15 protein-coding genes are annotated in these 20673 nt (G+C 64.7%); 8 read left to right on the top strand and 7 right to left on the bottom strand.

Going from position 1 to position 20673, the window contains the following annotated elements:
* Nucleotides 1-19: 19 nt before the first annotated feature.
* Complete coding sequence (locus J3A66_RS04765; protein ID WP_209567518.1) at nucleotides 20-3496, top strand: LamG-like jellyroll fold domain-containing protein; 3477 nt, start codon at nucleotides 20-22, stop codon at nucleotides 3494-3496.
* 1 nt (nucleotide 3497) lies between these two features.
* Here J3A66_RS04765 and J3A66_RS04760 read toward each other — a convergent pair whose 3' ends face one another.
* Genes J3A66_RS04760 through J3A66_RS04750 form a run of 3 tightly spaced genes read right to left on the bottom strand, consistent with a single transcriptional unit; the run spans nucleotide 3498 to nucleotide 6686 of the window.
* Nucleotides 3498-4835 carry a gluconate:H+ symporter gene (locus tag J3A66_RS04760; RefSeq protein ID WP_209567516.1) on the bottom strand — a complete coding sequence of 446 codons (1338 nt, stop codon included), beginning with the start codon at nucleotides 4833-4835 and terminating at the stop codon, nucleotides 3498-3500.
* Complete coding sequence (locus J3A66_RS04755; protein WP_192070096.1) at nucleotides 4836-5228, bottom strand: RidA family protein; 393 nt, start codon at nucleotides 5226-5228, stop codon at nucleotides 4836-4838.
* 12 nt (nucleotides 5229-5240) lie between these two features.
* A complete protein-coding gene (locus tag J3A66_RS04750) occupies nucleotides 5241-6686 on the bottom strand; it encodes a D-aminoacylase (RefSeq protein ID WP_209567513.1) in 1446 nt (481 codons plus the stop codon).
* Between the two features lie 121 nt (nucleotides 6687-6807).
* Between J3A66_RS04750 and J3A66_RS04745 the strand changes: the two genes are divergently transcribed.
* Nucleotides 6808-8046 (top strand): amino acid deaminase, encoded by a 1239-nt coding sequence (locus J3A66_RS04745; RefSeq protein ID WP_209567512.1) that lies wholly within the window; start codon nucleotides 6808-6810, stop codon nucleotides 8044-8046.
* A gap of 21 nt (nucleotides 8047-8067) precedes the next feature.
* Here J3A66_RS04745 and J3A66_RS04740 read toward each other — a convergent pair whose 3' ends face one another.
* Together J3A66_RS04740 and J3A66_RS04735 are read right to left on the bottom strand one after the other, a co-directional pair.
* Entirely contained in the window at nucleotides 8068-10380 is a 2313-nt protein-coding gene (locus J3A66_RS04740) for a GH92 family glycosyl hydrolase (RefSeq protein WP_348633989.1), read from the bottom strand.
* Nucleotides 10381-10415: 35 nt separating this feature from the next.
* Entirely contained in the window at nucleotides 10416-11894 is a 1479-nt protein-coding gene (locus tag J3A66_RS04735; RefSeq protein ID WP_209567508.1) for a glycoside hydrolase family 125 protein, read from the bottom strand.
* A 395-nt stretch (nucleotides 11895-12289) separates the two neighbouring features.
* Here J3A66_RS04735 and J3A66_RS04730 point away from each other — a divergent pair, with 395 nt between their 5' ends.
* Entirely contained in the window at nucleotides 12290-13498 is a 1209-nt protein-coding gene (locus J3A66_RS04730; protein ID WP_209567506.1) for an ROK family transcriptional regulator, read from the top strand.
* 62 nt (nucleotides 13499-13560) lie between these two features.
* On the opposite strand, the gene J3A66_RS04725 is transcribed toward J3A66_RS04730, so the two are convergent.
* On the bottom strand, nucleotides 13561-14553 hold the full coding sequence (locus J3A66_RS04725; RefSeq protein ID WP_209567504.1) for a glycoside hydrolase family 5 protein: 993 nt from the start codon (nucleotides 14551-14553) through the stop codon (nucleotides 13561-13563).
* 254 nt (nucleotides 14554-14807) lie between these two features.
* Between J3A66_RS04725 and J3A66_RS04720 the strand changes: the two genes are divergently transcribed.
* The 4 genes from J3A66_RS04720 to J3A66_RS04705 all read left to right on the top strand — a co-directional run bounded on the left by J3A66_RS04720 (nucleotide 14808) and on the right by J3A66_RS04705 (nucleotide 18622).
* Nucleotides 14808-15062, top strand: coding sequence for a hypothetical protein (locus J3A66_RS04720; RefSeq protein ID WP_209567501.1), 255 nt, complete (start codon nucleotides 14808-14810; stop codon nucleotides 15060-15062).
* A gap of 288 nt (nucleotides 15063-15350) precedes the next feature.
* Nucleotides 15351-16568, top strand: a complete 1218-nt coding sequence (locus J3A66_RS04715) for a hypothetical protein (protein WP_192140123.1) — start codon at nucleotides 15351-15353, stop codon at nucleotides 16566-16568.
* Nucleotides 16569-17053: 485 nt separating this feature from the next.
* On the top strand, nucleotides 17054-17827 hold the full coding sequence (locus tag J3A66_RS04710; protein ID WP_209567500.1) for a hypothetical protein: 774 nt from the start codon (nucleotides 17054-17056) through the stop codon (nucleotides 17825-17827).
* A 102-nt stretch (nucleotides 17828-17929) separates the two neighbouring features.
* The gene (locus J3A66_RS04705; protein WP_209567498.1) at nucleotides 17930-18622 is read left to right on the top strand and encodes a hypothetical protein; all 693 of its coding nucleotides are present in this window, start codon (nucleotides 17930-17932) and stop codon (nucleotides 18620-18622) included.
* Between the two features lie 626 nt (nucleotides 18623-19248).
* On the opposite strand, the gene J3A66_RS04700 is transcribed toward J3A66_RS04705, so the two are convergent.
* Nucleotides 19249-19758: a DUF6265 family protein gene (locus J3A66_RS04700; RefSeq protein WP_209567496.1), complete on the bottom strand. Its 510-nt coding sequence runs from the start codon at nucleotides 19756-19758 to the stop codon at nucleotides 19249-19251.
* Between the two features lie 374 nt (nucleotides 19759-20132).
* Between J3A66_RS04700 and J3A66_RS04695 the strand changes: the two genes are divergently transcribed.
* Entirely contained in the window at nucleotides 20133-20309 is a 177-nt protein-coding gene (locus tag J3A66_RS04695) for a hypothetical protein (RefSeq protein WP_156363390.1), read from the top strand.
* Nucleotides 20310-20673 lie beyond the last annotated feature (364 nt).

Raw genomic sequence — 20673 nt, 5'->3', positions numbered from 1 at the left:
CCCAAGGGGAGCCTGCGAGATGAGTGCCATCAGGATCTATACGGCGTCGCTGTGCGCCGGCGTCGCCGCCATGCAGGGGCCGGCGCAGGCGGCGGCACAGCAGGTCGACTGGCCGTCGTCGCGGATCGCGCACCCGAAGCGGGCGACGATCGGGCCGTATAACGCGGTGTTCCTCGCCGGGTCCGACGGTCTCGAACGTCCGGTACAGGGCTATGCCGCCGACGAGGCGCTGCCGCCGATGCCGCAATGGACGATGCGCGCATGGATCAACCCGACGCTGCTGCCCAAGGGGCGCGTGCCGGTCGCGGCGATCGGCAACCCCGCCGGCGCGGCCGCCCGGATGTTCGCGCTCGACGATGGCAAGCCCGTTTTCCAGATGGGCGCGACGATGATCCGCGCCGCTGCGCCGATCACCCGCGAGTCCTGGCACCTGCTGACCGCGACCGCGGATGCGGGCCGGGTGCGCTTCTTCGTCGACGGGCGGCTCGTCGGCACCGCCACCGCCGAGGCGATGCCGCCGGCGACCGGCGTCGTCGCGCTCGGACCGCGCCTGCCCGGCCAGGCCGGGTTTGCGGGGCGGATCGCCGCGTTCGCGCTCGACCCCTTGCTGCTCGCCGCACCCGCGATCGCCACGCTCGCCCGGCGTCAGCCCGACGCGGCGCTGATCCGGTTCGAGGATGCCAGCCCGTCCTGGCCGCTGCAGGTCAAGACGCAATATGGTCTGACCGCCCCGCAACCGGCCTGGGAACTCCCGACCGGCAAGGCGCCCTTCTCGAAGCCCGTCGCAAGCCCCGTATCGACTGCCCCCGCGCTCGCGCCGACGCGCGAGGGGCATTATGCCGTCAACGCCTGGCGCCTGGTCGCGGCGCCGACCGTGGCGGCGAACGGGGCCGCGATCTCGCAGCCGGGGTTCGATGCCCGCTCATGGCATGCCGCGACCGTGCCGGGCACGGTGCTGACGACGCTCGTCGATCGCGGCGTCTATCCCGATCCGACGATCGGCCTGAACAACATGGCGATCCCAGAAAGCCTGTCGCGGCAATCCTGGTGGTATCGCAGCGAATTCACACTGCCCGCGACCCCGGCCAAGCGGCTGACGCTGACGTTCGACGGCGTCAACTATGCGGCGCAGGTGTGGGTCAACGGCACCGCGATCGGCGACGTGAAGGGCGCCTTTATCCGCGGGCGGTTCGACGTGACCGACCGGCTCCGGCCCGGGCAGCGCAACAGCATCGCGGTGCTCGTCGCGCCGCCGCCGCATCCCGGTATCGCGCACGAACAGTCGCTCGCCGGCGGGCGCGGTGACAATGGCGGCGCATTGATGAGCGACGGTCCGACCTTCGGCGCGAGCGAGGGGTGGGACTGGATCCCCGGCGTGCGCGATCGCAACACCGGGCTGTGGCAGGGTGTAGATCTCGCCGCGACCGGGTTCGTGACGATCGGCGATCCGGCGGTCTCGACCCGCCTGCCGCGGCCCGACAATGCGGTCGCCGAGGTCTCGATCGAGGTCCCGGTGACGAACCACGGCACCGCGCCGGCCTCGGCGACCGTGCGCGCGGCGTTCGACGATGTTGCGGTTGAACAGCGTGTGACGCTTCCGGCCGGTGCCAGCCAGGTCGTGCGCTTCACCCCGAGCAGCTTCCCGCAGCTCGCGGTGCAGAAGCCGAAACTCTGGTGGCCCAACGGCTATGGCGACCCGGCGCTGCACCGGCTCGATCTGACGGTGGCGAGCGACCGGGTCGTGTCGGACCGCCGCAGTCTCGATTTCGGGATGCGCAGCGTCACGTATGAACTGTCGTCGCTCGACACCGCGGGGGCGTTGCGGCGTGTGCTGGTCGATACCGCGCTCGCGCATGATCTCGGCACGCCGGTGATCGACGAACGCCACCCGGCGCTGCGCAAGGTCCGCGGCGGCTGGGCGAATTCGCTGATGCCGGGGGCGGAGACATCGCCTGCGGTCACCGCATTGCCCGACGATCCGCTGTCGCCGCAGATGGTGCTGCGCGTCAACGGCGTCCGCATCGCCGCGCGCGGCGGCAACTGGGGCATGGACGACATGATGAAGCGGGTCGGCACCGACCGGCTGACCCCCTATTTCCGGCTTCACCGCGAGGCGGGGATGAACATCATCCGCAACTGGATGGGGCAGAGCACCGAAGAGGCGTTCTATGCGCTCGCTGACCGCCATGGGCTGATGGTGCTCAACGACTTCTGGGAATCGACGCAGGACAATGACGCGGAGGCGCAGGACGTGCCGCTGTTCGTTGCCAATGCGCGTGACGTGGTGCGGCGCTATCGCACCCACCCGTCGATCATCCTCTGGTTCGGCCGCAACGAAGGCGTGCCGCAGCCGATCCTGCAGACCGCCTTGCAGGACATGGTCTGGCAGGAGGACGGCACCCGGCTCTACAAGGGCAATTCGCGTGTCATCAATCTGGGCGGATCGGGGCCCTATGAATGGCACCCGCCGGAGGACTATTTCACCGGCTATCCGCACGGCTTTGCGATCGAGGTCGGCACGGCAAGCTTTCCGACGCTGGAATCGTGGCAGCGCACCGTTCCCGTCGAGGATCGCTGGCCGATCAGCGACACCTGGGTCTATCACGACTGGCACCAGGAACGCGGCGTCTCGATGGCGAGCTTCGTGCGCGCGATGGACACCGAATTCGGTCCGGCCCGCGATCTCGCGGATTTCGAGCGCAAGGCGCAGATGCTCAACTACGAATCGCACCGCGCGATCTTCGAAGGGTTCAATGCCGGGCTGTGGACCACCAACAGCGCCCGCATGCTGTGGATGACGCACCCCGCCTGGCCCTCGAGCGATTTCCAGATCTACTCGTCGGACTATGACACGCACGCCGCGTTCTACGGCACCAAGAAGGGGGCGGAGCCGGTTCATATCCAGATGAACCAGCCGGGCCGTCAGGTCGTGATGGTCAACACCACGCGCCGGCCGCTGACCGGCGTCAGGGCGACCGCGCGGGTCACCGATCTGACCGGCGCGACCGTCGCGACCCACGCGCAGACCGTCGACCTGCCCGCCAACGCCACGGTCGCGCTCTTCCCGCTGGCGCTCGATGCCGCTCTCGCGAAGGGGCCAGTGCTGGTCCGGCTCGACGCGTCCGCCGCCGACGGGAGCCGCGTGTCGGAGAATTTCTACTGGCAGGCGGCGAACCCCGCGGATCTGCGCGCGCTGTCGGCGATGCCGCAGGCCACGCTTCGGGCTGATGTGGCGGCAGGAACGGCGGCGGCGGGCGAGCGATCGCTCCGCGTCACGCTGTCCAATCCGGGCACGACACCCGCGTTGCAGACCAAGCTGACGCTGTTCGACGGCAAGGGTGTACAGATCCTGCCGGCCTATTTCAGCGACAACTATGTCTCGCTGCTGCCCGGAGAGACGCGTGACGTCACCGTCGCCTATCCGGGCGACCGCGGCGTCGCCACGGTGCGGCTGCGCGGGTGGAACAGCCCCGTGACGACGATCGGGGGCAAATAGGCTAGACGACCAGCGACAGCAGCAGCGTCAGCAATAGCCCGACCACCGAGATCAGCGTCTCGCACACGGTCCAGCTGCGGATCGTGTCGGCGACGCTTAGCCCGAAATACTCCTTTACCAGCCAGAAGCCGCCATCGTTGACGTGGCTGAGAATAACCGATCCCGCACCGGTCGCGAGCACCAGCAGCTCGGGCCTGATCCCGGGATTGGCCGCGGCCAGCGGCGCGATGATCCCCGCGGCGGTTGCCATCGACACTGTCGCCGACCCAGTCGCCACGCGCATCAGCGCCGCGATCAGCCAGGCGAGCAGCACGATCGGCATGTGGACGCTGGTCGCCGCGGCGACAATCGCGTCGGATACGCCGCTGTCGATCAAAACGCGGCCGAATCCTGCGCCCACGCCCACCACCAGCGTGATCATCGCGGTCGGCGCGAGGCAGTCGTTGGTGAACTTCTGGATCGTCCCGAGGTTCATCCCGCGCGCGAGCCCCAGCGTCCAGTAGCTGACGAGCACCGCGGCGAGCAGCGCGACGACCGGCGTGCCGACGAAGCGGAGGATGCCGTCGAGCCGCGATCCGGGCAGCGCGATCATCGTCGCGAGGCTGCCGGCGAGCATCAGCACGACGGGCAGCAGCAATGTCGCAAGCGTGATCCCGAAGCCGGGCAGGCTCCGCGTGTCCTCGGCCTCGACGACCGCGGCGGGGGCGATCGGCTGCGGTGCGAGGTGCCGGATCACCAGCCGGCCATAAAGCGGTCCGGCGATCGCGGCGGTCGGGATGCCGACGATTAACGCGAACAGCACGGTGAGCCCGACATCCGCATTATACGCCTGCGTCGCTAGCAACGCTGCGGGGTGCGGCGGGACCATCGCATGCACCACCGACAGCCCCGCCGCCATCGGCAGCCCCATCCGCATCGGATGCTGCCCGAGCCGCCGCGCCAGCGTGAAGACGATCGGCACCAGCAGGACGAAGCCGACCTCGAAGAACACCGGCAGGCCGACGATCAGCGCGACCGTCATCATCGCCCAGTCGGCGCGTGCAGGGCCGAAAAAGCCGATCACGCTGTCCGCGATCCGCTCCGCGCCGCGGCTTTCGACCATCATCTTGCCGAGGATCGTGCCAAGCCCGACGACCAGCGCGATATGCCCGAGCGCGCCACCGACGCCCGCCTCGAAGCTCTTGACGATTGATCCGAGCGGGATGCCGACGACCAGCGCGAGCGCGAGCGACACCAGCGTCAGCGCGATGAACGGGCTCAGCCGCACCCGCACGATCAGCACGATGAGCGCGGCGACGGCGATCGCCGCCGCGGTCAGCAGCATGCCGCCCGGCTGCATTTACGGTTTCTTCCAGGCGACGCAGTCGACCTCGACCTTGCAGTCGACGACCATCTGCGACACGACGCAGGCACGCGCGGGGGGATGCGCGCCGAAATATTCCTGGAACACGCGGTTGAACGACATGAAGTCGCGTGCGTCGTCCAGCCATACGCCACAGCGCACGACATGCTCGGGACCGTATCCGGCTTCCTCGAGGATCTTCAGCACGTTGCGGATCGCCTGATGCGTCTGCGGGATGATGCCGCCGTCGATCACCTCGCCATCGACCATCGGCACCTGGCCCGATACGAACAGCCAGCCATCCGCGCCGACCGCGCGCGCGAACGGCAGATGCTGGCCACCGGTGCCGCTGCCGCCTTCGACGCCATAACGCTTGAGTCCGTCCGTCATCTGATCATTCCTTCACTGGGTAATGGGGTTTGCGCGGCGCAGCAGGCGGCCCGCGCGGGCGCCGGTCGGTCGGCCGAGCGCGAGCGTCGCGACGCCGTTGACCCAGACACCGATCACGCCATCGGCCGCGGTCGTCGGCTCGTCATAGGTCGCACGGTCGGCGATCCGCGCGGGATCGAACAGGACGAGATCCGCGGCGAACCCTGCGCGGACATAGCCCCGGTCGTGCAGGCCGAAGCGATCGGCGGGAAGCCCGGTCATCTTGCGGATCGCGGTCGCCAGCGGGAACAGGCCGCGGTCGCGCGCATAATGGCCGAGCACGCGCGGGAAGCTGCCCCATAGCCGCGGATGCGGCCGCGGATCGCAGGGCAGGCCGTCCGACCCGACCATCGTCAGCGGATGCGCGAGGATCCGGTCGACATCGCTGTCGGTCATGCAGTGATACACCGCACCCGCCGGTTGCAGCCGCGTTGCGGCGGCGCGCAGGTCGACGTCCCATTCGGCCGCGATGTCCGCGAGCATCCGTCCCGCCTGGGCGGGCTCGGCGTCCGACCAGGTGATCCGGATCGGCGTCTCCGGCACGACCTGCTTCAGATCGAGCGTCGAGGAGCTTGCCGTATAGGGGTAGCAGTCGCACCCGACTGGCTGATGCGCATCGGCGTCCTCGAGCATCGCGAGGATTTCGCCGCTGCGACCATATTGCGGCGCGCCCGCGCATTTGAGATGCGACACGATCACGCGCGCGCAGGCGTGCCGGCCGATCGCGAACGCCTCGTTCAGCGCGGGGACGATCGCCGCCGCCTCGCTGCGCAGATGCGTGCAATAGAGCGCGCCGGTACCGCGCAACGCCTCGGCGATCGCCATCACCTCCGCGGTCGAGGCGGCGTTGGCATTGGCATAGGCGAGCCCGGTCGACAGCCCGAACGCGCCCGCCGCCAGCCCGTCCTCCAGGTCGCGGCGCATTGCCGCGCGTTCGCCGTCGCTCGCATCGCGGTCGAACCCGTCCATGTGTCGCGCACGCAGCGCGGTATGGCCGATCAGCGCGACGACATTGGTGGCCGGGACCGCGGCGTCGACCGCCTGCGCATAGGCCGCGAAATCGGAATAGCGGAATTCGTCCGCGCCACCGAGCAGCACCAGCGGGTCGGGCAGGGGGGCATGCGCGCTGAGATCACTGCCTGCGCTGATCCCGCAATTGCCGACCACCACCGTCGTCACGCCCTGCGTCACCTTCGCGGTCATCGCGGGCGCCGCGATCACGACCAGATCGTCATGCGTATGCGCGTCGATGAACCCGGGTGCGAGCGCCAGGCCCCGCCCGTCGATCGCGCCCGGCGGCGGCGACGCGGCGGCTGCCGCGACCCGCGCGATGATCCCGTCGCCGATCTCGACGTCGGCGCGGAAGGCCGCGCCGCCGCTGCCGTCATACACGTCGACACCGGCAATGACTGTCGCCATCATTTCACCTCCCAGAGGTTCCAGAGGTCAGTGCCACGCGTCAGTCGTGGCCGGGCTGGATCGACACTGTCACCGCGGGTCAAAATAATGTAAACAATTTTCTTTATCTGGGAGGTCTGCCGTGAGCGACGTCGGTGTGAAGCTGCACAAGGGTATCGGTCGGGATGCGGCCGCGCGCTGGAACCTGCTCGCGGGGGACGTCATGTTTCCGGCGGCGGTGCTCGATGCGCGGCGGATGCAGCATAATCTCGACTGGATGCGCGCGTTCATCGATGCCTATGGCGTGTCGCTCGCACCGCATGGCAAGACGACGATGGCGCCCGCGCTGTTCAAGCGCCAGATCGATGCCGGCGCGTGGGGCATCACGGTCGCTACCAGCCAGCAGGCGCAGGTCGCGGCGGCGCATGGCATCGACACCATCCTGATCGCGAACCAGATCGTCGGCGACGCCAATATCGCCGCGATCGTTGATCTGCTCGCCGATCCTGCGCTGCGGCTGATCTGCATCGTCGATTCCGCCGCCGGGGTGGCGCTGCTCGGGGAGGCGTGCCGCGCCGCCGACGTGGCGCTCGACCTGCTCGTCGAACTTGCCCCCGAACCCGACCAGTCGGGCTTCCGCACCGGCGTCCGCGATGCCGCCGCGCTTGCTGAAGTGCTCGACGCGATCGCGTGCTGGCCGGGGCATCTCCATCTCGCCGGGGTCGAATTCTACGAAGGGGTGCTGAGCGACGAGGCGGAGGTCCGGCGGTTCATCCGTCGTGCGGTGACGATCACGCGCGATCTGCTCGCGACGGGGCGGATCGCGCGGATGCCCGCGATCCTGTCGGGGGCGGGCTCGGCCTGGTACGACGTGGTCGCAGAGGAAACCGCCGCGCTGGCAAAGGCCGGCGATGTCCAGGTCGTGCTGCGCCCCGGCTGTTACATCAGCCATGACGACGGCCTGTACCGCATCGCGCAGGAACAGATCCTGAAACGCAATCCGGTCGCGCCGAGCTTTGGCGACGCGCTGCTGCCCGCGCTGCGCGTATGGGCGGTGGTGCAGTCGATCCCCGATCCGGCGCGCGCGGTCATCGCGATGGGCAAGCGCGACGTCGCCTTCGATGCCGGGCTTCCCCGGCCCGCGACGCTGTTCCGCAAGGCGCGCGACCGCCGCCCGGTCGACGCCCCCGCGCACTGGGCGGTGACCGGGCTGATGGACCAGCATGCCTATCTGGCGATCACCCCCGGCGATGACATCGCGGTCGGCGACGTCATCGCCTTCGACATCTCGCACCCCTGCCTCACCTTCGACAAATGGCGGCGGGTGCTGGTGGTCGACGGCGATTTCACCTGCGTCGAGGTGGTCGAGACCTTCTTCTGATCCCGACCTCGACAGCGGGCGTCAGCGCGGCGCCGAGGGCGGACGGTCCTCGGCGCGCGTGCCGAAGCGCGACGGCTTCGCGCCCATCGTGAATTCCAGCTCGCCGCCCTGGATCAGGTCGGCATGCGCGATCCAGTTGCGGGTCCAGGGCTTGCCGTTCCAGCGCACCGACTGGACATAGGGCCGGTCGGGCGCATTGCCGATCGCGCGCACCCGGAGCGTCTTGCCCGCGCCGACGCGCATCTCGCCGCTGTCGAACAGCGGCGACCCAAGGACATAGATTCCCGTCGTCGGATCGACCGGATAGAAGCCGAGCGACGACAGGATGAACCACGCGCTCATCTGGCCGCAATCGTCATTGCCGATCACGCCGTCGGGATCGTCCTTGTACATCTCGGTGCATAAGCGGCGGACCATCGCCTGGGTTTTCCACGGCGTCCCGACATAGGCATAGAGATACGCCACATGATGCCCGGGCTCGTTGCCGTGCGCATATTGCCCGACCAGCCCGGCAATGTCGGGTGGCGCGTTGGCGGGCAGCGTCGAGGGTGCGTTGAAGAAGGAATCGATCTTCGCGTCATACGCCGCATCGCCGCCGAAATGCGCGATCAGCCCGTAAATGTCGTGCTGATTCAGGAACGTCGCCTGCCAGCCATTCGCCTCGGTATAGTCCCGCCACCGCGGTTGCGGCATGTGGCCGAGCTGGATCGGATCATAGGCCGCCCACCAGCTTCCGTCGGCGAAGCGCGGCCGGGCAAAGCCGATCTTCGGATCGATCACGTTGCGCCAGTTGCCGCTGCGCTTCCGGAGCAGCGCCGCATCGTCGGTCTTGCCGATCGCGTCGGCGAGCAGCGCCATCGCATGATCGTCATACGCATATTCCTGCGTCCGGCTGACCGACTCCTTGATCTTGTCCGCGGGAATATAGCCGAGCCGCATGTAATGATCGCGGCCGAGCGTCGCGAGGCTGTCCTTGTATTGCGGGTCGAAGGCACGCCGGCGGATATTTGGCCACGCGGCGGCATAATCGGCCTTGATCCCCTTGGCATGCGCCTCGGCGAGCACCGCGACCGAATGCCAGCCGTTCATGCACCCGGTCTCGAACCCCTGCAACGGCCAGGTCGGCGGGCCATAGGGGCTCTGCTGCGTCTGGCGGATGAGATCGTGGACGAAGCGCTCCGCCATGTCGGGACGGACCAGCGTCATCAACGGATGCAGCGCGCGATACGTGTCCCACAGTGAATAGGCACTGTACGCGCGTTCGGTCGCGGGCAGGGTGTGGACCTGCTGGTCGAGCCCGACATAGCGACCGTCGCGGTCGCTGAACAAGGTCGGGCCCATGAGCGTGTGGTAGAGCGCGCTTGCCATGATCGTCCGCTGCGCCGGCGTCCCGCCCGCGACCCGGACCATGTCCAGTTCCTTCGCCCAGATTCGCCGCGCGGCGGCGCAGGTCGCGTCGAACGTCCAGCCCGGTGCCTCGGCCAGCGCGCCGCGCGCCCCTGCGACGTCGACCGCCGAGATGCCGGTCTTGACCAGGATCGGGGCCGCGCCCGCATCGTCGAAGAACAGCGCGACTTTCAGCCGGTGCCCGGTCACGCCGCGCCCGCCGCCTGCGACCGGCGTGTCGCCGTCGCCATAGAATTGCACGCGGTCGGGCTTGCGCGACAGCTGCATCGCGAAATGGATGCGGCGCCCCTCCGCCCAGCGAAAGACCTGGCGGCTGCCCGTCAGCAGGCCGTCCTCGCCGATCGACAGCGACGCGTCCTCGATCCGGATCGCCTCCTCCGCGGTCTCCTGCTTGCAGTGTGTCAGGTCGATCAGGATATGCCCCGGACCCTTGGCAAAGGTGTAGCGGTGCAGCCCGGTCCGCTCGGTCGCGGTCAGCTCCGCGAGCACGCCCGACTCGAGCTTGACGCGGTAATAGCCCGGCTCGGCATGTTCGTCGGTATAGCGCTGGCGATAGCCGTCGGACGGCGTCTCGCGCGGCCCCGCGACGAGCTTCAGCGGCTTGCGCGTCGGCACGAGCAGCACATCGAGCATGTCGCCGATCCCGGTCCCCGACAAATGCGTGTGCGAGAAGCCCATGATCGAGCGGTCGGACTGGTGATAGCCCGAACAGGCATCCCAGCCATGATTGTTGGTATCCGGCGAAAGCTGGACCATCCCGAACGGCAGGGTCGCGCCGGGGAAGGTATGGCCATGCCCGCCCGTGCCGATGAACAGGTCGGGCCTGGTGACTGCCGGCGGCTGCGCGCGTGCGGCAAGGGGAAGGGCCGTGCCGAACGCGGCAAGGGTCGAGCCGGCAAGCAGCTCGCGACGGGTGGCGCGGATCACGCTGTGGTCTCCTAAAGGTCGGGCGGTCGGGGGAATTAGAAGGTCTCGCGCAGCAGGGCGGGGCGGCGCCGCTCGAGATCGAGGATCAGGTCGCCGAACAGCCCGTTCGCCCAGGCGAACCATGGCCGCGAGAAGCGCTTGGGGTCATCCTTGTCGAACGATTCGTGGATGAAGCCGGTGCCCGCGTCGGTGGTCTTGAGCCAGCGCAGGCATTGCCGGATTTCCGCATCGTCGTCGCTGGTCATCGCGCGGACGATGATCGACATCGGCCAGATCATGCCCAGCCCCTTGTGCGGGCCGCCGATCCCGTCCGCCGCGCTGCCGGTGAAGAAATACGGATTGCGCGCGCTCCAGGCGGCTGCCCGGGTCCGGCGGTACAGCGGATCGGTGCGCGACGCGGCGCCGAGCAGCGGCAGCGCCGACAGGCTCGGCACGTTCGCATCGTCCATGAAGATCGCATTGCCGAACCCGTCCACCTCGAACGCCCAGACGTCCCCGCCCGTGCCGCCCGTGCCGCCTGCGCGATCCGCCATCCGGCCATGCGTGCGCAGCGCCGCGTCGACCTCGTCGGCGAGCGCGATGCACTCGGCCGCCGCCGCGCTGTCGTGCCGCGCCTCGACATGAACCTTGGCGAGCATGCGCAGCGCCGACACCGCGAACAGATTCGACGGGATCAGGAAGGGCAGCGTGCAGGCATCGTCCGACGGGCGGAACATCGAATGGATCAGCCCGACCTTGCGTGTCGGCGCACCGACGCCTTTCAGCATCAGCGTTTCGGTCGCGTGGCGATTGACGCGCTCGAACCGGTACGGGCCGTCATCGGTCTTGCGCTGCTGCTCGCGCATCGTCGCCACCGCCCGCGCCATCGCCTTGGCCCAGAGCGCATCGAACGGCGCGGTATCGCGCGTCTCGCTCCAGTAGCCATAGGCGAGCCGCATCGGATAGCAGAGCGAATCGAGCTCCCATTTGCGTTCGGCAACGCCCGCGCGCATCTCGGTCAGGTCGTCGATCGCGCCCAGGTTCGACTTGGCCTGCGGATCCGCCATGAAGGCATTGGCGTAGGAATCGATCAGGATGCACCGCGCCTGGCGCTGGATGACGCCGTGGAACAGGCGGCGCAGCGCCGGGTCGCGGCGGCAGAGATGGACATAGGTCTGCATCTGCGCCGAGCTGTCGCGCAGCCACATCGCCTCGATATCGCCGGTGATGACGAACCCGTCCGGCTTGCCGTCGACGATCCCCAACCGGACCGTCGTGTCGAGCGTGTTGGGATAACAGGTCTCGAACAGATGGCGCAGCGCGGGATCCGCGATCCTCGCCTTCACCCGCACGATCTCCTGCTCGACCGCCGGGCTGACGAAGCGACGCTGATCGCGCGGCGGCCGGGCGCCGCCAGCGACGGGCGCCGCCGCCGCGAAGCCGAACGCGGGCGTCGCCGCTGCCGTGCACAGCGCCGCAGCGCCGGCCTTCAGCATGTCGCGGCGAAGTAGTGCAGCAGATGACACCCCGATCATGCGGCCGACATCTCCGCACCCGCAAGTCCGGGAAGAACATTGCTCCGTACACGCTTCACTAATCGCCCGGTGTCCTTGCAGGCGATGCCTCGTGATGCTGCCAATGCGCCTCTCCAATACACGTCCGGGGCCGGCGTCCTCGTCGGGATTGCCGGAAAGATACTGTCGAACCATTGAACGGCGGCGCGACATGATGTGCTGGGGTGAAGGCTAGGGGCCGACGTACCGGGGCGCAAGCAGATTAAGAAATTTAATTTTCTTTCACGCGGTCGGTTTTCCATGCGGTTGCAGCGGGGTGGCGCGTGATAGGGCCCGGGCGGATCGATGATCCCGGCCGGGCCCATCGACTTTTCTTTTGCCGGACGTGTAAGAATACGTCGGAGGGGCATATCACGATGGACAAACCGATACGGGAAGCGCGCGGTGCGCGCCTCGCAGTGTCGTTGTCGGGCACGAACCTGGCGCGTGCGAGCGACTATAATCAGCGCGTGGTTCTGCAGGCCATCCGGCTCAGCCCGGAGACCAGCCGTGTCGAGCTGAGCCGGACGACCGGGCTCACCGCGCCGACGATCGCCAACATCACGCGCCGCCTGATCGACGCGGGTCTGGTGAAGGAGGTCGGCCGCCTTCAGGGGCCGCGCGGCCAGCCCGCGATCCAGCTGACGATCGAGCCGCTGGGCTGCGTCGCGATCGGCCTCAACATCGATCGTGATCACCTGACGCTGGTCGTGCTCGATCTCGCGGGTCAGGTGCGCAGCCGGATCGCGCAGGATATCGCCTTTGCGATGCCCGAGGACGTCGTCGCGTTCGTCGCGCACAACCTCGAATCGCTGCTCGCGGAGGCCGGGGTCGGACGCGACCGCGTGATCGGCGTCGGGGTCGCGGTGCCCAATGATCTGGGCGTCATCACGCTGCCCGGGCGGCCGTCGGATTATGATCGCTGGGCGGGCCTCTCGATCCCCGCGCTGCTCGCCCCGGTCATGCCCTGGCCGACCGTGATCGAGAACGACGCCGCGGCGGCGGCGATCGGCGAGGCGCAGGCGGGCGCGGGGTCACCGCTGGCGAGCTTCTTCTATATCCTGATCAATTCCGGGCTCGGCGGCGGGTTGATGATCGACCGCCATTTCGTCGAGGGCGCGAACAAGCGCAGCGCCGAACTGGGATTGCTGCCCGACGCGACCAACCCGGCGCCGGGCGCGGTCGTGCAGGACATCGTCTCGATCTCGGCGCTGCTGCAGATGCTGAAGGACGCCGGCCTCGATGTCGAAAGCCAGAAGGACATCCGGCCCGCCGATCCGCAGACCGACCGCGTGCTCGAACGCTGGGTCGATCTCGCCGCCAAGGCGCTGATTGCACCGCTGATCAATATCACCTGTCTGATCGATCCCGACGCCATCGTCATCGGCGGCCGGCTCGACACCGCGCTGCTCGACCGCCTGATCGCCCGCCTCGCTGGCGCGTTGGCGGTCACCGTACAGCCCCCGATGACCACGATCATCCGCGGCGCTCTCGCCGCCGACGCACCGGTCATCGGCGCCGCGCTGCTGCCCTTCCTCGACAAGCTGCTCCCCTCCGACGCCATCCTGATGCAGGTCGGCCGGTAGGGGCGTGAAGAGCCGGAATACGGCCCTTCACGCAGCGTCTGCGGGGAAGGTGCCCCCGCGGCTTACTGGCCCGCGATCAGCTTCGTGTAGGCGGCCACCGGCACCGAGTCCCGCGTGCCCTTGGTCGGTTCGATCTTGAAGAAATAGGATTCCGTCCACGCGCGACCGCCACCCCAGGCCATCGCATCGAGCCAGACGTCGCTGTCGGTCTTGATCGACTTGACGACGTTCGCCGCGATCGCGGTGCAGGATGCGGGCAGCCCCTTCGAGCTTCCCAGTGCATATTCGCCCAGGATCGCCCGATATCCCCGCTTCCGGGCAGCGGCGGCGAAGATCTTCAGTCCGCCGTCGCCCGCCGGTTCGCTGACGCACTCCGCATTAGTACCGCTGGAGCCGGTGTCGAAATAGCGATGCGGCGACAGGATGATGCGGTTCAGCGGGTCGATGAGGCCACCCGAGCGATCGATCGCGCACGCCGCGCTCTCGCAGTCCCGGCTGGCCGGTTCGTTCTTGTCGAACCGGAATGACGCGGACCATTGCGGCCATTCGACGAGGATGCGGTGCTTGAACCCAGCCTTGCGAATGCCCGCGACGATCTGGTTGGTATCGCGAACCCATTGCATCCAGTCGTTCGTCACCACGGGATCGGTGAAGAAGCGCGGCTCGTTCATCAGGTCGATCATGACCATTTCGGAATTGTCGAGCTTGCGCAGGATCGGCAGCCAGAATGCGATCTGCTCGGCCGGCGTCGGCCATTTATAGTCATGGCGGTCGAGGATCACGGGCACGTTGCGGGCGCTGGCCGCCTTAACCACGTCGATCACCCGCTGGAGGACGACGGGGTCATTCATCTGGCTGCCGTTGAACGGCAGGCGGATGCTGCGAAACCCGGCCTTGTCGACGTACCAGGCGACGTCGGCCACGGTCGGGCACAGGGCGCCGTTCGCGACGAACGAACATCCCGCGAGATTGACGCCGAACCGCGGCGCGGCCTCGGCGGCCGTGGCGAAGGACAGCAGGGCCGTGGCAGCGGCGATGACGCGAGGAAGAATCATCTTACTTCACCTACGAGGTTTGGATGGAATGCCGTGCTCTCGATGTGAAGCACAGTGCGATCCTTCAAATAGCCAATTTGTGTTAAATTTTTCTTCCGCAACAAGACGTTGGCGCGGAATTTAAGGTCAGAGATGCTCATACGGGGAGGGCGATGACTTAGGCTTTAAAGTTAACCATGCCGACAGTGTTCTCGCGTGGCAGGACCCGCGCGGAATACCTCGATGATGAGCGACCGTGACCCAAGCGGAAAGCCGTGGCCTTTGTTGTGGCACCTGTTGCGATGAAGGCGCGCGTGATGTCCAGGTTGGTTAAAATTCATGAGATAATCTACAGCCACCTTGAGTGGCTGCGCATCGCGGCAGCTGTCGATACGATCAAAGAGGTGCGGCCCATGGCGATGCCAGCGTTTTATCAGCCAACACGCGATTGCCAGGCCGGAGGCTTTTCGCCTCATTCACCATCTTGGTCAGGAGCGGGTATTCTGGCGACCATCGGGTCGCGTCGTTGATCTGCAGACGGGGAGGGCATAGGGGGTGGGGACAGCGCTTTGCGTGTTTTAGGCTCAGCTGGAGACCGGTATGCTATTCCGAGAAATGGTCAGAAAGGTGTTCCTATGGCCCGGAAAACTCTCTGATAAGAATGCTGCGGACGATCGCGCGCCGATCGGATCGGAAACCTGTAACCGTGGACAGGAAAAGTCGAAGGGTAAAAGGCTTTCCGTCGAGTGCGACCCATGGTGAGGGCAGGGCGCGTCCAATCAAACGTGTCGGTTGGCAGCACGGTTGCAGCCGAATCTATGCCGCTTAGCGTCAAGGGCAATTATGTCGCCGTGGCGCTGATTCTGGTAGCTGTCTTATACAATGCGGTTTTAGCAACATTGGTCGCGCGAGGTGTGCCGTTAGGCTACTCCAGTGTAGCAGCGGTTGAGGTTTTGATAACGTTCAGTTGTTTGGCACTTTCGCTTTCGACTGGTGTTTCTAGTCGTGACGTTATGCCACTCGCTCTGCTTTGGTTTATTGTCGCGCTTGCTTTAATTGCATCGATATCTTTTAATAAGATATACATTGGTAGTATTCGAAACTTCGCGCTGATAGCTGTCTTTGGCATGCTGGGTCAGAGAATGGATATGAATTTCATTCGAAAGGCCTTTTTTATTGCATCTGCAATGACCCTTGTTGTTTTGATATGGGAAATTGCATCCGTGGAAAGCTATGCATCGTTTTTCTCGCCAGCGCTCTATTACGAGCTGACGCGGGGGACCGCGAGAAGCGAATTTGACGAATCCGGCCTTAGTGTAGGGACTATCGTTTTCGAGGGGCGTTTCAGTCTGGGGATTTTCTCTGGACGCCGCACCTCGTCAATATTTCTTGAGCAGGTTTCAATCAACTCATACGCTATCGTTTGCATGGCATTTTTGAATGGTTTGTGGGGTCGCCTGACGTTTGCGGAAAAGGCTTTGCAGATTGCGACTATTATTCTCATTATTACCAGTAATAATGCGAGAATGGGCGCGTTGATGTGCCTGGTTATGCCAATCGGATATTTTGTATTTCCGTGGCTTAATCGTAATTTTATATTTGCAATACCGTTCGTAATTGTAGGTACAATATTCGCATTATCCTCTTACCTTCAGAATGCTGTTGGAGACGATATAACTGGCCGGCTAGGTGTCACGTATCGCCTTCTCGACAACGTTAAGTTGACAGACCTGTTTGCAGGAAATCCGCTCGTGGTAGAGAAAACGTTTGATAGTGGTTATGCTTTTATCATGGCCTCAATCGGCTTGTTTGGCGGTTTTGCCTACCTTCTGTTTTTGGTGTATTATCCAAGGCATGAAACCGACGAGCAGCGAAGGGCTTCGTGGAGTCTCGCGATTTATATCCTTGCCTGGCTAACCGTGGGCGGAACCGCGACATTCTCGATAAAAACTGCAGCACTGTTATGGTCGTTCATTGGTTGTCTGAGTAAGCCGTCAGCGACGGTTGCGATCAAGCCGGCGGCGGCAATGTCTTAGTTGGTTCGGGCGGGTGCTGCCTACCAACGGGAAATGGCGATGATACCGAAAATTGTGCACCAAACAGCTCAGTCAAAGGATTTGACTTGGGAAGAACGAATGGTGACCCGCCGTATCGCAAAAATCTTGCCGGGGTGATCAGTGTAGCTCTGGGGAGAGCATAACTATCTGCGCCCGATCCGGCAGCACCTTCCTCAGCACGCAGTGCAATATGAAGCAATCGTCCGTGGTGTAATCAAGGCGGATATTACTGGAATATGCAACATGCATCCCTTCAGTATTTTTTGCACGCATGCCGAATAAAAATTGACAAGACCTTTTGACGATAAGCTTACGGCATAGGATTGTATCTTCGGTGTTAAAGCGGGCGACATATCTATCAGTCACGGTACCTATGGTTTAGATACGAATTCCGAACCTGGGAATGCATGCTTTGACGCGTCGCGAGGTCATCCATCTTCTAGAGCGTTGCGGCGACGCGCGGCATGGAGGTGGGCGAGTTCAACGAGACCGGCCTGTTCAACAACGCGGCGGGGTTCGAATCGCGCTTTTCCTTCGGGGTGTTTTCGGGCGCGCGGACCTCGTCGGTGTTCCTGGAGCAGGTTTCGAACGCGAACTTCGCTGGTATCCTCTGCGTGTTCCTCGTCGCCACATGGGGGCGGCTGAGCGTCGCCATCCGGACGACGATGGTGGCGACGATCCTGCTGATCCTGCTCTCGAACAACACGCGGACGTCGTCGGCGCTGGCGGTCGTGACGATGATGGGATATTTCATATTTCCCCATCTGTCGCGGTGGTTCACCCTCCTGATTGCACCGGTCCTGGTCCTGCTGGCGTTTCTCGTCGTCGGTGACAATGTTGAGCATACCGACGATCTGATCGGCCGGCTGGGCATCACCACCGAGGCGCTGCGCAAGCTCGACATTCCGACCATATTCGGCGCGAATGCGATGAAGGCGCGGCATCTGATGGACACCGGCTTCGGCTATGTCACCGCGTCGAGTTCGATCTTCGGGCTGATCGCGATCTGGCTGTTCTTCTCGCTCGGCCAGCGCGCGACGGACACCGCCTCGAAGCGCTGCGCCTGGGCGACCGCGGTCTATCTCTTCGCCAACATGATGATCGGCGGCACCGCGATCTTCTCGATGAAGGTCGCCGCCCCCTTGTGGATGCTGGTCGGCTATATGGCCGCAACCGCGCCCAAGCCCCAGCCGTCGCGACCGAATGGCCCCGCGCCACGAGGAACGCTCGCGGCCTGAAGCAGGACCCGGCCTGCCATCCGGGGAGTATAGGCGTCGGTGTGCTATGTCGGGACCGATTGGCTGCATAAAACCTAATTCAATCTGATACGTAGCGTTTCCATGGCAAGCAGCGAATCTCCTTCAACGGCAACCCGGTCTGCGGAAGCACTCCCCGACGATCCTCCCCTGCAACCGCCGGCCATCGAGCCGGCCGATCGAGAATATCTGGTCGCCGCGAGCACGATTCCGGGTTCGCACTACGGCGCAAGGATCGGGAGCAACGCGGCGCTCTGGGCGCTCGCGAACCAGCGTCAGGACATCGACAAACGTTTGGCGGTCCTCACGGCCCGTAACCAACGAAGCATCCGTACGGCACGATATTCGGCGATCGCCGCGGTCGTTCTGGGGATCATGAGCACGGTTGGCGCAGCCTATTACACCCGCCAGGCAGATCCCCGCCCGGCTCTGGTCAAGGCTCCCGTCGCCCAAACCCCAAAAGCCCCCATCGCACCGCCTGTCACGCCGCAGCCGGCCGCTATCTCGACCGCAGTTCCAGCTGAAGGTGGCAACATTCCGGTGGCGCAAAAGGCCAATGCCGCACCGAGCCAGGCTCGACCGTCAATGCCCAAAAAGGCACGAAGGCTTTCATCCGCGAAACGAAAGGTGCGGCCTGCGCGCGCGCGGTCGTCAAGGTGGATTGCACAGCCTCTGCACGGTGCAGCGCTTCGGCGGGCGTTGATCGCCGATCGCAAGCGGACCCGGGAACTCAATCAAGCCCAGCTGAGAAAATTGACACGCCGACGTCGCGACTGATCGCGCGCCATTCCCCTCCGTGGCGGCGGAAACCCCCTCCGCCGCGGCCGATCACAGCCCACAGCAACTCGTGATCGGCAAGCAGCCTATGCCGCGATGGAGCTTACCGATGCACCGGCAGGCCGTAATATGGTCAGCCGAATCCAGAGATGGATCATACCTGCCTGCTTGTCCGCTTACGCCTACTAGCGGAAGTCGCTCGTTTCTCTAAAGTGCGCTTCTAGAGGAGGGGCGTGTGCTGATACAAAGATTCGGCTGGCTCTCGCTCGTAAGCGTTGTCGCAGTATCTTTTCTGTATATGCTTGTTCTTCTGCCGCATGCAGCCGGTATAGCCAATGATCATTTTAGGTCGGGATGGTTCATTGCCGCGGTTATTATTTCTCTAGTTTGGCTTGCACTCGTCCTCCTCCATCAGCGATCACGAAACACCAAAAGCGGCTCAATAGACTTTCTTTTCTTTGTGGCTCTAATTCTATGTGCAGCCTTCTTCGCGGCATTGTTCACAAACGCTTAGAAGCGCCTTCCTAACGTCCGCTTCCCACCAACTCCGGCCATTCCGCCTCCGACCCGAATGCAGACATCGGTCAAATTCACATCGCGGACGCCTCACCACCAATCCCGCTCACCTATCGAGCCACCGAGCGCGTCCGGACCAGTCTGAAGGGAACCTCGTTCGTCGTGCCCTTTTCGGTGATCCTTACCCACATAGTGAGCGCGCTCGGGCTCGTGCGTTCGATCGTCATGCCGTCGAAAAACCATCGATCCTTCTCTACCGCCACCAGCGGGAAGATTACGGGCTTGCCCGTCCCATCTTCCCAGCCCGTCATGTCCGGGCTGAAGTGACGAACCCGATAGGCCAGCGATCCCCGGAGCGGGACGTAATCCACGAGTTCGGTAAACGATACGCCGCCCTTGCCGTCGGCCATCGCGAAATGGCCCGTGATCCGGCCTCCCAGCGGCGCGGAGTAGGTTTCCGTCACATCGGAACCCATTCCCGTGCCGACCCAGCTGCCAGCCAGCCAGGCCAGTTGATCGATTGACGCGGGTGGTGACGTGCCGGTCCCCAGTGAGCGCGTGTGCTGCGCGGTCGCTGGAACCGCCATCGCAAGACCAATAGCGGCCAAGGTCCGTATCACGGCACGTCTCCCTGTGATCAGGCGCAGCCTAGCGCCTCGGCCGACGGAATCCACCGTGTCTTTCGTGCCTGGAACGCGGCCGCGTCGACCAGCACGATCACGTGAAAATTTGTCCCCGGGTCTATCGCGGCATGCTCGGCCTGCCCGAACAGGCGGTCGTTGCGACCTTTCGGCCTTGCTCGGCCCACCACATCCTCAGTCCTGGGTATCACGGCACCAAGGGCACTATGGTACTTTGGTTGCTCGCAAAATTTACCGGAATTTTGGGTCGGAACCAATGCGCCGCTCAATTCTTGGACTCTCACGAACTCAGTTACGTCGCAATTAACGCGAATGTGAAAAGAGTTAAACAATAGGGTTAATAGGAGTTCACGATGCGCGACAAGGCCTCGACACCACATGGTGCTGGATCAGCAAACCAGGATCGTGGTTACTGCCAGCGGATGCCGAGCAGTGTGAAGGCGGGCAACCGAGATCTCGGCATGTTCAATCGCAGCAGCGTGAAAGGCGAGAAATACCAGGGACATGGTACGACGCCGGCCTATATCTAAGTCAAAGTCCAGCTCGGCTGTCACTGGCAACAGACGTCGGGCGCATATCTGAGAGGTCGGCAAGGTCAGCGATGGTGGGCCGTACAAGCGGTTCGGCCATCGCGGTTGCCGAACATGCACGCATGCTTGCGACCACCCGCAAGGCGTGCCCGATGAGCGTTGCGCAGGAGCTTATCGCTCCACATCATTTGTCCCGTCATGGTCGGGACGTCACCGAAGTCGATCCGTGCCGAGGTGCCGTGGCCTTCGACCAGCCTCGTTATTCGTACAAACGACGCCACGATCCACGGCGTTAACCATTTCTTAACCACAAAGCCTCACCCGGCAGATGAGGCCTCGCCTCCCCGCAAGGGTTCCCTGCTCG

Origin of the sequence: Sphingomonas sp. PvP018 (assembly GCF_017876865.1) — a bacterium.
GTDB classification, from domain to species: domain Bacteria; phylum Pseudomonadota; class Alphaproteobacteria; order Sphingomonadales; family Sphingomonadaceae; genus Sphingomonas; species Sphingomonas aerolata.
This window is presented reverse-complemented; position numbering and strand designations above follow the sequence as displayed.